The sequence below is a fragment of the Butyrivibrio sp. AE2032 genome, from assembly GCF_000702965.1.
The window spans coordinates 666,706-681,830 of record NZ_JNLF01000004.1; the positions used below are offsets into that span (position 1 = coordinate 666,706).

The window sequence follows — 15,125 nt, forward strand, 5'->3', positions numbered from 1 at the left end:
CTCCTTATAAAAAGCATTAAATCATTATACTACAAATGATCTGCCCTCTTCTGCGGCAAAGCCTGTTTATCCCTTCTTAAGCCCGGCGGAGTTTGCCAGCATGTTCTTGCGCATCCCGTCGAAATCCACCGTGATAAGTGCATCGCCTCCGACAGGTTCGACCTTGAGTATGACGCCTTCGCCGAATCTTGGATGTATCACCTTCATGCCCTCGAAAAGATCTGACGGGCTCAGAGCGTCTTCTCGGCGCGCATTTGCCTTCTCAGCCGTAAACTGCGACTTGATCGCCGAAGCAATGGACTGTCTGGACTTCTCCCTGTTTGTCTTGCCTTCGGGAACATCCTTGGGAGCTTCTCTTTTCGAACCCATGAGATAGAGCAGTTCGGGATTTATCTCCCTGATGAATCTGGAAGGCTGGTTGCAGTTAGTCTGACCGAAAAGCATCCTCTGCTTGGAAAGAACTATGAAGAGATTCTTCTTCGCTCTTGTGATCGCAACGTACATGAGCCTTCTCTCTTCCTCGGTATCCTCTATGCTCTGTATCGACCTGTAGCTCGGGAAAACCCCCTCTTCCATTCCGATGATGAAGACCGCCCCGAACTCAAGTCCTTTGGCGCTGTGGATCGTCATGAGCTTAACGTAGTCGTCATTGTCGTTATAGTCATCTCCTTCAGTGAAAAGAGACGCATTCTCGAGATAAAGGCCCAGTATTCCCTCTGTCGTGTCCGAGGTTGCCGTGTCGAAGAAAAAGTCATCGTCGACCTCCACCGGAAGACCGTCGCCGTCGTCGATCTCGAGGGTGTCCATATCGACAGGTTCGGCACGGTGCGCCTTATCATATTCGGCTGCTTCTGAAAGGAGCTCTTTGAGGTTCTCGACCCTGTCGATTATCTCGCCCTTCTTTTCGCGCTGCTCCGTGATCTCCTCGATGATGCCGGATTCGTTCTCGACATAATCGACGAACTGCGCGAAATCAAGTTCACCCTCAACGAGTTTTTCCCTCATACTGTTTATGAGGTCGGTAAATGAGCAGATCTTCGAAGCAGACCTTACCAGTTCGGGATAATCCACCGCATGCATCGCGACATCGAACATGCTGGTGTCACCGCTCATGGCATACTGCCTGATCTTCTCTATGGTCGCATCTCCGATGCCCCTTTTAGGCACATTAATTATCCTCTCGAAAGCGATGTTGTCGTTCGTGTCGTTTATGAGCTTAAGATATGCGAGGATATCCTTGATCTCTTTTCTGTCATAGAAACGCATGCCGCCGTAGACCCTGAACGGGATGCCCATGTTGTGGAGGGAAGTCTCGATGTTACGTGACAGGGCGTTCATCCTGTACAGGACCGCGCAGTCCGAATACTTGAACTTGCCTTTGTCCGCCATCATCTTGATGGTCCTTGCGACAAAATCGGCCTCGCCGTTTCCGGTATCGGCATTCATGACGATTATCTTGTCGCCTTCAGCCCCTTCAGTCCTCAGATGCTTGCTCTTACGCTTTTTGTTGTTTGCGATGACACAGTTGGCGGCGTTGAGTATCGTCTTTGTAGAGCGGTAATTCTCTTCGAGCTTTATGACCTGTGATCCCGGGAAATCCTTCTCGAACTTCAGGATGAGTCTTACGTCAGCGCCTCTGAACGAATAGATCGACTGGTCATCATCGCCTACCACGCAGATGTTTCCGCTTCCCTGGGCCAGCTGCATCACGGCACGGTACTGAGGCATGTTGGTATCCTGGTACTCGTCCACCATTATGTAATTGAACTTGTTCCTGTAAAGTTCCCTTATGTCCGGATTGTTCTCCAGGAGTTTTACCATGTTGACGAGGATATCGTCGAAATCCATGGCGTTATTCGCCAGGAGCTTTTCCTGATATCTTTTGTAGACCCTTGCGACGACGCTCTGGAAATAATCCTTCCCCGCAAGTATCGAATACTCCTCGGTATCATGGAACTGGTTCTTTGCATTGGATATCTCATTCTGGATGGACCTCGGCTTGAACTGGCTGTCCGCAATGTCGAGTTCCTTCATCGAATCCTTGATGAGCTTTGCCTGATCGTCAGTGTCTATTATCGAGAAATTCTTCGTGTATCCCAGAAGCTCGGCATGGCGCCTTAAGATCCTGGCAAAGATACTGTGAAACGTACCGCACCATATGAACTTGGAACGGTCTCCTATAAGAGCCTCGATCCTCTGGCGCATCTCATTTGCAGCCTTGTTGGTAAACGTGATCGCAAGGATGGACGACGGGGCGACGTTGTGTTTTCTGATCATGTAAGCGATGCGGTAAGTGATGACCCTGGTCTTGCCCGAGCCTGCGCCCGCAAGGATAAGGAGCGGTCCGTTAAGATGCGTTACCGCCGCCTTCTGCTCAGCATTAAGGCCTTCGAGCAGCCGGTCCGCATCAGGGTCAGACAGCATCTCTTCGCCCTGGCCGTATATACTCTCCATGTCTCTGAAAAAGTCGTCTGAATTATTGAAAACACCGTCAGTCAAGATTAGGATTCTCCCTTAAAAACTTTATTTAGAGATTATATCAGTATTATCAAATAATGGTTTCCTGTTAATGGGACAATTTACTACTAAAAATTGGAAAAATATATATAATAGCAACATGAGTAATAAAGGACACAGACATTACAGACTGAGCGGATCCCAGAGCATCCTTTTGGGATTTGTTGTTCTTATACTTGCAGGAGCGCTTCTCCTGATGCTCCCCTTCTCAACTAAAACGGGCGAATGGACCAGCTTTACCGATGCGCTCTTCACCGCGACGTCCGCCAGCTGCGTTACCGGCCTCATCGTTTTCGATACCGCCACACACTGGTCCTGGTTCGGTAAGATCATAATCCTGTTCCTTATCCAGGTAGGCGGTATGGGCGTCGTCACCATGACGACCATCCTTACGGGACTCATCGGAAAGAAGATCGGTCTTCAGGCCCGTTCCACCCTCCAGGAAGCAGTATCCGCACCGAACCTCGGCGAGATCATGAAATACACAAGATTCATATGCATTGGGACCGTCATCTTCGAACTTGCGGGAGCCGTCGCAATGTCACCTGTCTTCATATCAGAATACGGCATCGCGAAAGGTCTTTGGGTATCCCTCTTTTCATCCATATCGGCATTCTGTAATGCGGGCTTCGATCTCAACGGATCTCACGGTCCCTTCTCCTCCATGATGCCCTACATGGATAATCCTGTCGTAGTCATTACGCTTGTATTCCTCATCCTTACGGGCGGCCTCGGCTTCCTCACATGGATGGATATCAGAAGATACGGACTTAAATTCACCAGATACAGCACACAGAGCAAGGTCATAATCGTAATGGAAGTGATCCTTGTACTGTTCCCGCTCATATATCTCTGGTTTGGCGAATATCAGGATATGCCTTACGGACAAAGATTCCTGGCTTCTCTCTTCCAGGCAGTCACTCCGAGAACTGCAGGTTTTAACACGACAGACTATAACGACTTCTCCGGTACGGGTGTTGTAATGACGATAATCCTGATGCTCATAGGCGGAGCTCCGGGATCGACAGCCGGAGGCATGAAGATCACGACCATCGCAGTCCTCTTCTTCACCATGATATCCGTCTTCAAGCGTGAGAAAGCCCCTGCCGTATTCAAGCGCAGGATAATGCCGGAAGCCATAAGCGGTGCCGTTGCAGTATTCATGCTCGACATACTGCTCACCGTTTTCGGCGCTATGGCCATTTCGAAGATCGAAAACATCGCATTCCTCAAGACTCTGTTTGAGAGTGCTTCAGCCGTTGCGACAGTAGGTCTGTCGATGGGTATCACTCCGGAACTCACAACTGTATCCAAGATCGTATTGATAATTTTGATGTACACAGGACGTGTGGGCGGCCTCACACTCGTCTTTGCTGCGATAACGCGCAAAGCCACGGGCAACAGGCAGTATCCCGCAGATAACATAGCGGTCGGTTGATCCGGCAGAAAGGACACTTTATGAAGAGCATACTCGTAGTTGGAATAGGAAGATTCGGTTACCACCTTATCGATCAGCTGAACAAGGCAGGAGACGAGATCCTGGCAGTCGATTCTTCAGAGGAACGTCTGGAACCGGTCCTCGGCATGGTCACCAGTTCCCTTATAGGTGATGCGACCAACGAGAGTTTTGTCAGATCATTGGGTGTCGAGAATTTCGACGTCTGCTTCGTTGCGATCGGAGATGACTTCCAGTCCTCACTCGAGGCTACGTCCCTCCTCAAGGAATGCGGCGCGAAGTATGTCGTAGCCAGGGCATCCCGCCTTGTCCATGAAAAATTCCTGCTGAGAAACGGAGCCGACTTTGTTGTTTTCCCCGAAAAGCAGCTCGCCGAATGGTCAGCCATACGCTGGTGCTCAGGCAGAGTCGTCGATTATCTTGATTTCCCCGGCGAATACTCGATCTTCGAGATCACGGTTCCCAAAGACTGGATAGGCAAGAGCCTTGCAGAACTCGGCATCAGGAATAAGCTCCATCTCAATGTCTTATCGATCAAGAGGGACGGAAAAGCCATTCTTGAATTCCCGGCCGACCTCGTTTTCGAGACCGGCGATACGGTTACCATTTTCGGTGCCGACAAGGATATCCAGAAGAGCCTGAAGATCAATTACTGATATCCGTAACATGAAATCGAGTAGGGGGAATTTAATCCCCCTCTCACACCACCGCACGTGCCGTTCGGCATACGGCGGTTCAACTTAACTTCAAAGCGTGACGCTCATTGTAATAATCAAGGCAACTGATAAGACCTGCCCTGCCAAGCACCTCTTTTGAGATTGCCCGTGTTACACAAGTCTTGGTCACGACCCATTGGTATCTGTCTCCACAATACGATGTCAGTCTTGCTAAGTCTTTGGATACTCCGAGTTTTTGGAGTCCCCATTGTCTCTTGCTCGGCACCTTCCATTGTTTCCAGATAATGGTTCTAAGCCTTGTCCTTAAATGTGCGTCAATGTCAGATATTGCCATCTTCATGTTTCCTAACGCAAAGTAATTTATCCAGCCTCTTGTTACTTGGTTAATCTTTTTAATCCTAATTCCCAATCTCATTGAGTTCTTTCTTTGCGTCAAGGCTTTGAGTCTGCGTTTGAACTTAGCAACCGAGTCCTGATGCGGTTTGCACTTCCATTCAAGTGTTTTGGGGTCTTTGTAGAATCCAAATCCAAGGTATTTTACTTTTGTCGGTCTGACTATCTTAGTCTTCTCCGCATTAACCTTGAGACCGAGTTTCCTTTCTATCCAAGACGTGATGGAGTACATCACACGCTTTGCACTTGCTTCGCTCTTTACTGCAATTATGCAGTCGTCAGCATATCTTGCGAAGTGCAGTCCTCTGTTTTCAAGTTCTTTGTCCAGTTCGTTCAGCATTATGTTGCTAAGTAATGGTGAGAGGTTGCCGCCCTGCGGTGTTCCCATTTCTGTTTGCTCGTATCCTTCCGGGGTCATTACACCTGCCTTGAGATATTTGCGTATCAGAGATTCCGTGTCTCCATCGTTAATCAGTATGTGAACGTAGCTCATTAGTCTGTCTTGTGGTACGTTGTCGAAGAATTTCTCCAAGTCTATATCCACAATCCACGTGTAGTCCTCATTTAAGTATTCAAGGACTTTTCTTATTGCCATCTCACAGCTTCTGTTCGGACGAAAGCCATAACTGAACTCCGAGAAATGCGGGTCGCATATCGGTCCTATCACTTGTACTATTGCCTGCTGGATTACTCTGTCCATTGCTGTAGGGATTCCAAGTTTTCTCTTTCCGCCATTAGGTTTGGGTATTTCTACTCGTCTGACGGGTTGAGGCTTGTATTCCCTTCGTAGTATCTGCTCTTTTATCGTAGGCCAATTTGCCTTGATATACTCACCAAGTTCCTCTGTACTGACACCGTCAACTCCGCCTGCACCCTTATTGGCACAGACCCTTTTGTAGGCTTCGTTCATATTGTCCTTGTGTAAGATTTTATCGAGCAGCTCCGACATTGCCTTGTGTGCTCTTCTCCTTTCCGCTCCCTCAGACTCAGCCTTATGTTGTGTGTTCAGATTTCATATACGTTTCATCCTACCACTGTCGGGCATATCCTCAGGACATACATTTGCGTCGCACGGTTAAATTGTTCCACCCTTCCCGATTACTCGGTACTATGGCTTCTGCTGACTTCTCACAGTTCGTTGTTACTACGGATCGTGCTCCGTCTGTGAGACCTCACGGGATAAGCCCCGAACCTTTCCCCGTTTACTCGCCTGATTTACGCATTGAGGTTACGGTTGCCTTTGGGACTTTGATGCCACTAGCCATCTCATCCGCTCAATGCGCCTTAATATCAGGTTTCTGTCCGTCGAGCCACGGTTTCGCTATTGCTTCTTCTCGCCTGTACCTCACGATACAAACCTTGCAAGTCGCTTTAAGGTTCGTCGGCAACTACGCCCCTCGGGACTTCCACCCGAGGTTCGGGACATGCCCGTCATACTAATAAAGTACCGTCTCAATTTGTCATGAGACGGTACTGTTTTTTCTGAAAAACTCAGTCTTTAAGATCAGGGATTGGTACAGCGTCCGCTTGCATCGAAATTATAGGTCTTTCCGCCGATCTTCTTTGATGTGTTTGCAAGCATGCGGCCTTCGTCAAAGTAATACCAGATGTTGCCGAGCTTCTTCCACCCGATGGTCATATGACCGTTATTCTCGAAATAATACCAGCTGCCGAGCTTTTTCCATCCGGTGCACATGACACCCGAGTTCTCAAAGTAGTACCAGACGCCGCTGATCTTCTGCCAGCCCGTGGCCATAACACCTGAAGACTGCAGGTAATACCACTTCCCGCCTGTCTGTACCCAGCCGGTCTTCATATAACCGCTGGCATCCATGTAGTACCAGCTGCCGTCGATCTTCTGCCAACCTGTCGTCATGCGCCCTGACTTTTCAAAATAGTACCAGTCGCAGTCGATAAGTTTCCATCCGGTTGCCATGATGCCTCTCAGATCAAAGTAATACCATACTCCCCCGATCTGCTTCCAGTCCGTCACCGGCTTGCCGGATTCAAAGTACATCCATTTTGCGCCTGTCTGAAGCCAGCCGTCATTTACCATCGGTTCAGCCTTGACGGAGACAACAAGTTTTCCTGCAGGCTGTGTAACTTTGTAGTCGGATCCGGATGCTTTAATGGTCTCTCCGTTTGCCTTGACGGAAACAAGCTTGTATCCGTCTTTAGGATTTACTGTGAAACTGTATTCGTCACCGTAACATGATGTCTTGATCGAGAAGATGCCGTCCACCTCTACCATTGAGGAATCGTAATCCACGGTCATTTCATAAAGGATGTCTTTGTACGTTGCTTTGAGGCTCACGTCTTCGTAAGGCATCGTAAATGTGGTCTTGGCAGCATTTGCATCTGCAAGCGTTATTTTACCTTTAGTAACAACCCACTTATCAAATTCCTTGCCGGTCGGACTATTATTCGCAGTTACCGTTACCTTATCTCCTGCCGTTGCAGTATCACTTGCTGTCTTACCGGATATTACGCTAACATTGAAAGAATCGTTGAGCCAGGTTACCGTAAATGTTTTGCTGTAAACATCCCCGTAGTTGAAAGCAGCAAATAACTTGAATGTCTCGGAATAATCATTGTGAAATCCGATATCGTATTTCTTTAATCCGGTCAGCTCTGCCTCGCTTGTCCAAAAGCCTCTGCTCTTATCGTATTTCAGGAGCTTGACATATCTTGGAGTCGCACCTAATGTCCAGGTGATGGTATAATCTTGCGATTTGTAGCGCGTAGTACTCTCGGGGGATGTCCAAAAACTGTAGGGATCCTTGCCCGTCCACTTTACGATAAACGGATCCGAATATATCTGTTTATAATTTTTGGAAGCCACAAGTCTGTATGAGGATACTCCCATGCTGTATCTGATCTGGTATGAAGATCCGTGGAAATCCACTCCCGCATACCAGGTAGGGTCATCGCCTCGCCGGTACTCAAGATTAACCCAGTCCGGTTCCTGATTTAATGCCCAAGTGATCGTAAAAGTATCCGCATAATCGCAGCTACCGCCCGTCGGCTGCTTGATAAAATATAGATCATCTGCGCTGACTGCTCCGCCCAAACTGAAAACGATACCAAGCACCGTTACCAGCGAAAGCAAAAGGCTCAGACCCTTCGTCTTTAAACTACCCATTTGATAACCTCCTTTTTCCTCCATAAAGCAACACATAACAAAAAGAGATTATAGTCAAAAATCCGTGACAATTCAATTTATCATTGATAAAAGAGTTTTCAGCACTAAAAATATAAGGGCTGCCTCCGGGTGACAGGTCCGGGAACAGCCCTTGGGTTTCTTATAATTCAGTCGGAATTATCTTACGAGACGCTCTGTCTCCTGAGCGATGGCAAGCTCTTCGTTCGTAGGGATAACGCAGACAGTAACCTTTGAAGAAGGCTTGGAGATGATGGCTTCCTTGCCTCTGAGGCCGGCGTTAACGGAGTCATCGAACTCAACTCCCATGAACTCAAGCCCTTCGCACATAGCTTTTCTCATATGGTCTGTGTTCTCGCCGATACCGGCTGTGAATACGATAACGTCAACACCGCCCATTGCAGCTGCATAAGAACCGATGATCTTCTTGCCCTGATATGCAAACATGTCGAGCGCGAGTCTTGCTCTGTCGTTGCCTTCATTAGCGGCCTTCTCAAGATCTCTGAAATCGGAAGATACACCTGAAACGCCCTGAACGCCGGACTGCTTGTTGAGGAGAGTATCCATCTCGTCAGGTGTGAATCTCTCATTCTTCATGAGGAAAGGAACGATGGCGGGATCGATGTCACCTGTTCTCGTACCCATGCAGATACCTGCAAGAGGCGTAAGGCCCATCGATGTATCCTGGCACTTGCCGTCCTTAACTGCCGCAAAGGAAGAACCGTTTCCGAGGTGACATGTGATGATTCTGAGATCCTCATACTTCTTACCGAGGAAATCAGCAACCCTGTGGCTTACATAACGGTGGGATGTTCCGTGGAAACCGTAACGGCGGATGTCATACTTCTCGGAAAGCTCATAAGGAAGAGCATATGTATATGCCTTCGGGGGCATTGTCTGATGGAAAGCCGTATCGAATACTGCAACTTGAGGTGTGCCCTCAGGGAGAACATCCTCGCATGCCTCGATACCGATGAGGTTTGCAGGATTGTGCAAAGGTCCTAACGGGAAACACTCTCTGATGACTTTCTTAACATCGTCATTAACGATAACAGACTCGCTGTAGTACTTACCGCCGTGGAGTACTCTGTGACCTACGGCTGCGATCTCGGATACGTCAGAAATTACGCCGTGCTCAGGATCAACCAGTGCATCGAGGATCATGCGGACAGCAACCTTGTGGTCAGGCATGGGCTCTGTGGAAACGAACTCATCCTTACCTGCGGGCTTATATGTGAGCTTACCGTCGATTCCGATCCTCTCGGCATTACCCTTTGCGAGGACATCGCCTGTATCGATGTCGAAAAGCTGGAACTTAGCGGAAGAGCTTCCGCAGTTGATAACTAAAATCTTCATTAGACTTATCTCCTGTCTTTAAAGTTAACTGTTTAATATCAGCCCTGTGCCTGAGCCTGGACTGCAGTGATGGCAACCGTTCCTACGATATCGTCGGCATTGCATCCTCTGGAAAGGTCATTTACCGGAAGAGCGAGGCCCTGGAGTACAGGACCGTATGCAGGAGCCTTTGCAAGTCTCTGAACGAGCTTGTAACCGATGTTGCCTGCTTCGAGTGAAGGGAATACCAATGTGTTAGCGTGGCCTGCAACCGGTGAACCGGGGGCCTTGAGCTGACCGACTTCCTCAACGAGAGCAGCATCGAGCTGGAGCTCACCGTCAACAACGAGGTCAGGATACTTTTCCTTGGCGATCTTAACTGCCTCAGCGACCTTTGTAACGTCATCGTGCTTTGCAGAACCATAAGAAGAATAAGAAAGCATGGCAACCTTTGCGGGAGCACCGATGAACTGCTCGAAAGACTCAGCGGAGAGCTTTGCGATCTCAGCAAGCTTAGCGGAATCAACGTCTGTGTTTACTGCGCAGTCAGCGAAGATGAAGAGACCATGCTCACCGAGGTCGCAGTCAGGTACGTCCATAAGGAAGAAACCGGATACGGAAGAAATGCCGGGCTTCATCTTGAGGAGCTGGAGAGCGGGACGGATCGTGTTGCCAGTGGAGTGGCAGGCACCGGATACGGCACCGTCAGCATCGCCGCACTTGCACATGAGGCATGCATAGTACATATAGTCAGACTCCATCTGGGCCTGAGCCTTCTCGGGAGTGATACCCTTCTTCTGTGCGTCAGCGATGAGAGCGTTTGTCTCTTCTTCGGAAAGACCCTTCTTCTCAGCCTTCTTCTTTGCTGCAGCTACCATGGTGTCAACACCGCGGAGCTCAATGAACTTATCAAGATACTTCTGCTTGTTGGGATCGTTGAAAGGATCAACGATGGTAGCACCTGTGATATCAAAACCTTCGGAGTTCTTAGCGATCTCTTCGGGTGTACCGATGATGATGATGTTTGCCATATCTGCCTTAATGATCTTCTCGGCAGCTTCGAATGTTCTCCTGTCCATTGACTCGGGAAGAACGATCGTCTTCTTGTCGGCTTTTGCTCTGGCCATGATGTCATCAATAAATGCCATATATATTAATCTCCTTTTTGGAATTTTTAGTCGTCAAAAGTATACTCGTAAACCTATGTTATTTCAAATAAGAAAATAGGCATTTATGAAGTTGCCAGACGGGTCGCGAAATTCTCCCCCGCATAGAATACATATCTGTCGTTTTCTTCCCTGAAGATCATATAGAGAGCAGGGCTCGTCGACTTGGTCGCAACTCTTTTTCCGAGCGTGTCCGAGAGTTTGTTGTAAAGATCGGTGTCGCCCCTGTAATATGCGAGCATCATCCCGTCGGTGTATGCGCCCACAGCTTCCGCTCCGGAATAATTCCCCGTCATGAAAACAAACTCCGAATAGATCCTTCCGCTGTTCATGACCATTTCCTTGAACTCCGCAAAAGCCATGCCGTCAAGCTCACCAACCTCAGCCAGATGCATCATTGTCCTGACGTTATGCGCAATGTCCACAGAACCGATGTTCCTGCCGCTGTAGATGTAATCACCGCAGTCCATAGCCCCCGAAGTCGCATATGCGTAGAAAGGATGATCCGAACTGGCAAAACCGTCTTTTACCGCCTTCAGCGCCCTGTCGTATGCCCCGGCCGGGATAAGCCCGTTGTTTTCGAGATCCCTTATAAGCCTCAGGTTGATGTTCGAGAGCAGGACTCCTTCGACGTTTTCCTCAGTCTCGCTGTTTTCGATATCGGCACTTTCCGTATCACCCGTGATGGTTCCGTATATCTGCTCGAGCGAACCCTCATCATCCTCCCCGATAGAACTCGTATCATCGAGTCCTACATAAAGAGACTCGGCATATTTTGCCACCGAAACGGATTCCGTCCTGAGATTTCCTTCGCTGTCGAAAAGAACGGCCGTCAGGGCAGTTATCTCGTTGTAATCATTATCATTTCCGTAAGTTACATAATATTCGGTCATGGCATCCAGCCAGTCGATCATGGCAGACATCAGGACGATCTCTTCTCCCGTAGTCCCTTCGGAATACACATAAGTCCTGTAAGTGCCGTCAGCCAGTTTATATCTGCTGATCACGTTTTCCTTGAGGGTGACTGCATTTGCCCTGTCACCTGCCCTTACATAGCATTTAAGGAGCAGTGCCTGATCAGACAGGCCGTATACGCCCGAATCTTCCGCTTCCTGGGTTACAAGCCGCCCGGCGATCGTATAAGAACTTGCCGCTAAGACACCGTCTCCGCCTTTTGCCACTATCAGTTTTTTGGAACGGCTGAAGAGATAGTCACTGACTATGTTGTTATCGGCAGCCAGATGGCTCCATTCATAACCTAAACGCGCGGGCGCCGTGATCTTGAGCTTGGATCCTCCGCCGAACCGTCCCGTATAGAACAGATAGAATATGGTCGCGCACAGCGCCAGCGCGACTACTACCGCACCGGTTATCAGCTTTCCTATACCGAGCCCCGCTATCTCCTTGCGTTGCATAAACTCCGCCTTATGAAATATAATCTTTACAATCAAAGATTATACCAATGAAGAGGACATACACAAATTGCGGGTCATAGGAATAATTGCGGAATTTAATCCATTTCATAACGGCCACAAATATCTGATCGAAAAAGCCCGCGAGTGCGTATCAGACCCGAGGGCCATCGTAATGCCCGTCATGTCCGGCTTCTTCACGCAACGCGGTCTTCCCGCGGTATGCCCTCCTCAAGTGCGCGCCAGACAGGCGCTGTTATGCGGCGCCGACGTGGTGCTGGAACTCCCCTTCAGTTTTGCATGCGCACCCTCCTCAAGGTTTGCGGAAGGCGCAGTTTCAGAACTCGTTTCCACGGGAGTAGTAACTGACATAGCATTCGGGATCGACACTGAAGATGCCGATCTGATAAAGGCTCTCGCGGACATTCAGTTTGAAGATGACAAGTCGTTCAATACCGGACTGAACGGGTATATGTCAGCAGGAATGAATTATCCTACTGCAAGGGCAATGGCGGTCAGGGACATGGCAGAAGCAAAAGGCATTACGGGAGACATCGATCAGGTCCTCTCATCACCCAACTCCATACTCGCCCTTGATTATCTGCTGGCACTGAAAAAGATCGATAAAAAAAGAAAGATCAACATCATCATGATAAAGCGCACGGGCGATGCATATCACGCGGAAGAACGCGGCAGCAGTACCGCCAGCGCCACGGCTATAAGAAAGCTTATCTTTGATACTGCTTCGGAAAACTACAGCAGGTCTGCCATTGCGTCTGCGCTTAACGGACTGATGCCTGATCTTTCACTCGGCACGATGCTGGCATCAAATTCTTCCGGCATTTTCAGATTTCCCGATCAGGTGTCATATATCAGGGAGTGCATGAATACGGCATTGAGTTCATCTTCACTTGATGACATAGCGTACATGAGCGATGACCTGGCGGGATACATCAGGAATTTCGCTTCCGGAATCAGGACCGGGACCATCCCCTGTGATGATTTCGATCTCAAGGTATTTGAGAAGAACATCTCAACAAAGAGATATACGCTTACCAGGATAGAACGCGCCCTCGCAAGTCTCATCACTGGTCAGGATACATCTTATCTCGACATCAAAAGGCCGCCTTACATCAGAGTGCTCGGTTTCAACAACGAAGGAAAATACTGTCTTAAGATCATGGGAAAATGCGCTAAGATCCCGGTCATAAACAGACCTTCGGACTGCCTGGAACTCCAGTCGGAAAATGAACCGCTTAAGAAGATCTTTGAACTTGATATGAGAGCGGCTTCAGCAGGCTGGAAACTCTACGGCAGAGATACCGCAACCGAATGGGGAGCCGTCCCCGTAATAACCAGATAGATCCGCGCACAACAAAGCCGTCCGCCGGAAAAACCGACAGACGGCTGTAATTACTTTTTCAAACGCTCAATTAAGCCTTGGCAGCGTTAGCAGCCTTAGCAAGTCTGGACTTTGTTCTGGAAGCTGCGTTCTTGCTCATGTGACCCTTAGCAGCAGCCTTGTCCAATGCCTTCTGAGTGTTCTTGATCGTAGCATCAAGATTCTCGCCGGAAGCAATATCAGCCTTTGCCTTCTTGACAGTTGTGCGGATAGCACTCTTCTTGCCCTTGTTGGCAACAGCTTTCTTCTCAGAAACCTTTACACGCTTGATAGCTGATTTGATATTAGGCATCTTTCTTCTCCTTTATAGAGTTATATCTTCAAATTACCGAAGAATTGTATCACGATTGTTTTTTATTCGCAAGACTTTGTTGCTTCATAAAGCCCGATACTTGCGGCAATTGTAATATTCAGGCTGTCAATATCACCGGAATGCTCTATTCTTATCGGCTTACCTATGTCTTTAAAAGCCGGATCCAGTCCCGTGGCCTCATTTCCCATTATGAGCGAAAAGGGTCTTTTTATCGTTGTTTCCTGCAGTTTTGTGCTTCCGTCCAGCATGAACGGATACAGATTGTTTGCAGGGAATCTCGACGCATAATCCCCGAATCGCTCAAATACTTCTATCCTTACGCTCGCGCAAGCGCCCATGGAAGCTCTTATGGTCTTCGGATCAAAAGGATCGGCGGACGTCTTCCCGACTATCGCAATGTCACGCACGCCAAAGCCGAGGCAGCTCCTTGTGATCGTTCCGAGGTTTCCGCAGTTCGAAGGATTCACGAGCACCATGTGATCACCAGCCCTGAGCGGAGTGGTCTTTTTCTCTATCACGCAGATAACGAAGCAGTTGTCCTTCTTTGACAGTATGTTGAACGGTTTTTCTTCCGTCGACACGGGAATATCCTTCCCGCAGATATCCCCGATCTTTTCTATCGTTTCCTCCGACCGGAAAGAAGGATGAAGTATCACTGCCCTGACGTCTTCCCTCTTCTTGAGAAGGTACTCCATCGCCACTGTGGCACCGAGCCCGTATGTGTATATATTGTTGCTTTTGTAGCTTGAAACTTTAATCAAAATGCATTCTCCCTGTCTGATATCTTATATGCTAATATACACGTATATTAAAAGTAAAGGAGCAATTACTATGGCAGAAAATCAAAACGCACAGGCTCAGGGTGGCCCTTACACAGAACAGCTTCCCTCAAATGCCAAGTTGTTTTCGATCCTTGCTTACATCGGACTTCTTTGGCTCTTGGGTCTTTTGATCTCACCTGAGAAGACTTCCCCATTCGTAAGAAATCACGTTAACAACGGCATACTTCTTCTCATCATGGAAGGTATCGCAGGTGTAGTAGGAACACTTATGGGATTAATCCCTTATGTAGGATGGCTCTTCGAGCTCGCACTCTGGGGATGCTGTGTAGCAGTTATGGTCATGGGTATCGTAGCAGCTGCAAAGACAAAGTACTTCTCCATTCCGGTCATCGGCGACAAGATCAAGATCGTTAAGTGATCTTTCAGACAACATGACTTCAAAGGGAGTTGTCTCAAAAGTGACTAGTTCACAGCGAGGCAACTCCTTTTATTTGCAGACAAACTGCAAAACA

General features: G+C 48.5%; 12 protein-coding genes. 4 read left to right on the forward strand and 8 right to left on the reverse strand.

Annotated elements, in window-relative coordinates; all coding sequences use genetic code 11:
* Window positions 1-66: 66 nt before the first annotated feature.
* Window positions 67-2,499 (reverse strand): ATP-dependent helicase, encoded by a 2,433-nt coding sequence (locus tag BO18_RS17020; protein ID WP_051688874.1) that lies wholly within the window; start codon window positions 2,497-2,499, stop codon window positions 67-69.
* Between the two features lie 118 nt (window positions 2,500-2,617).
* Between BO18_RS17020 and BO18_RS17025 the strand changes: the two genes are divergently transcribed.
* Together BO18_RS17025 and BO18_RS17030 are read left to right on the forward strand one after the other, a co-directional pair.
* Complete coding sequence (locus tag BO18_RS17025; protein ID WP_034448244.1) at window positions 2,618-3,955, forward strand: TrkH family potassium uptake protein; 1,338 nt, start codon at window positions 2,618-2,620, stop codon at window positions 3,953-3,955.
* Between the two features lie 20 nt (window positions 3,956-3,975).
* Window positions 3,976-4,629 carry a potassium channel family protein gene (locus BO18_RS17030; protein ID WP_034448246.1) on the forward strand — a complete coding sequence of 218 codons (654 nt, stop codon included), beginning with the start codon at window positions 3,976-3,978 and terminating at the stop codon, window positions 4,627-4,629.
* Between the two features lie 79 nt (window positions 4,630-4,708).
* On the opposite strand, the gene ltrA is transcribed toward BO18_RS17030, so the two are convergent.
* From ltrA to BO18_RS17055, 5 genes are all read right to left on the reverse strand, one after another.
* Window positions 4,709-5,992: a group II intron reverse transcriptase/maturase gene (gene ltrA / locus BO18_RS17035; protein ID WP_034448248.1), complete on the reverse strand. Its 1,284-nt coding sequence runs from the start codon at window positions 5,990-5,992 to the stop codon at window positions 4,709-4,711.
* Between the two features lie 555 nt (window positions 5,993-6,547).
* Window positions 6,548-8,185, reverse strand: coding sequence for an N-acetylmuramoyl-L-alanine amidase family protein (locus BO18_RS32995; RefSeq protein WP_051688875.1), 1,638 nt, complete (start codon window positions 8,183-8,185; stop codon window positions 6,548-6,550).
* A gap of 177 nt (window positions 8,186-8,362) precedes the next feature.
* Entirely contained in the window at window positions 8,363-9,559 is a 1,197-nt protein-coding gene (locus BO18_RS17045; protein WP_034448250.1) for an acetate/propionate family kinase, read from the reverse strand.
* 38 nt (window positions 9,560-9,597) lie between these two features.
* A complete protein-coding gene (gene pta / locus BO18_RS17050) occupies window positions 9,598-10,686 on the reverse strand; it encodes a phosphate acetyltransferase (RefSeq protein ID WP_034448252.1) in 1,089 nt (362 codons plus the stop codon).
* 83 nt (window positions 10,687-10,769) lie between these two features.
* Entirely contained in the window at window positions 10,770-12,119 is a 1,350-nt protein-coding gene (locus tag BO18_RS17055; protein ID WP_034448255.1) for a hypothetical protein, read from the reverse strand.
* 67 nt (window positions 12,120-12,186) lie between these two features.
* On the opposite strand from BO18_RS17055, the gene BO18_RS17060 reads away from it, so the two are divergent.
* Window positions 12,187-13,479 (forward strand): tRNA(Met) cytidine acetate ligase, encoded by a 1,293-nt coding sequence (locus tag BO18_RS17060; protein ID WP_185752489.1) that lies wholly within the window; start codon window positions 12,187-12,189, stop codon window positions 13,477-13,479.
* 70 nt (window positions 13,480-13,549) lie between these two features.
* On the opposite strand, the gene rpsT is transcribed toward BO18_RS17060, so the two are convergent.
* Together rpsT and BO18_RS17070 are read right to left on the reverse strand one after the other, a co-directional pair.
* Window positions 13,550-13,810 carry a 30S ribosomal protein S20 gene (rpsT, locus tag BO18_RS17065; protein WP_034448259.1) on the reverse strand — a complete coding sequence of 87 codons (261 nt, stop codon included), beginning with the start codon at window positions 13,808-13,810 and terminating at the stop codon, window positions 13,550-13,552.
* Window positions 13,811-13,872: 62 nt separating this feature from the next.
* Window positions 13,873-14,592, reverse strand: coding sequence for a TrmH family RNA methyltransferase (locus tag BO18_RS17070; RefSeq protein WP_051688876.1), 720 nt, complete (start codon window positions 14,590-14,592; stop codon window positions 13,873-13,875).
* 70 nt (window positions 14,593-14,662) lie between these two features.
* Here BO18_RS17070 and BO18_RS17075 point away from each other — a divergent pair, with 70 nt between their 5' ends.
* A complete protein-coding gene (locus tag BO18_RS17075) occupies window positions 14,663-15,031 on the forward strand; it encodes a DUF4870 domain-containing protein (protein WP_034448261.1) in 369 nt (122 codons plus the stop codon).
* The last annotated feature ends 94 nt before the right edge of the window (window positions 15,032-15,125 follow it).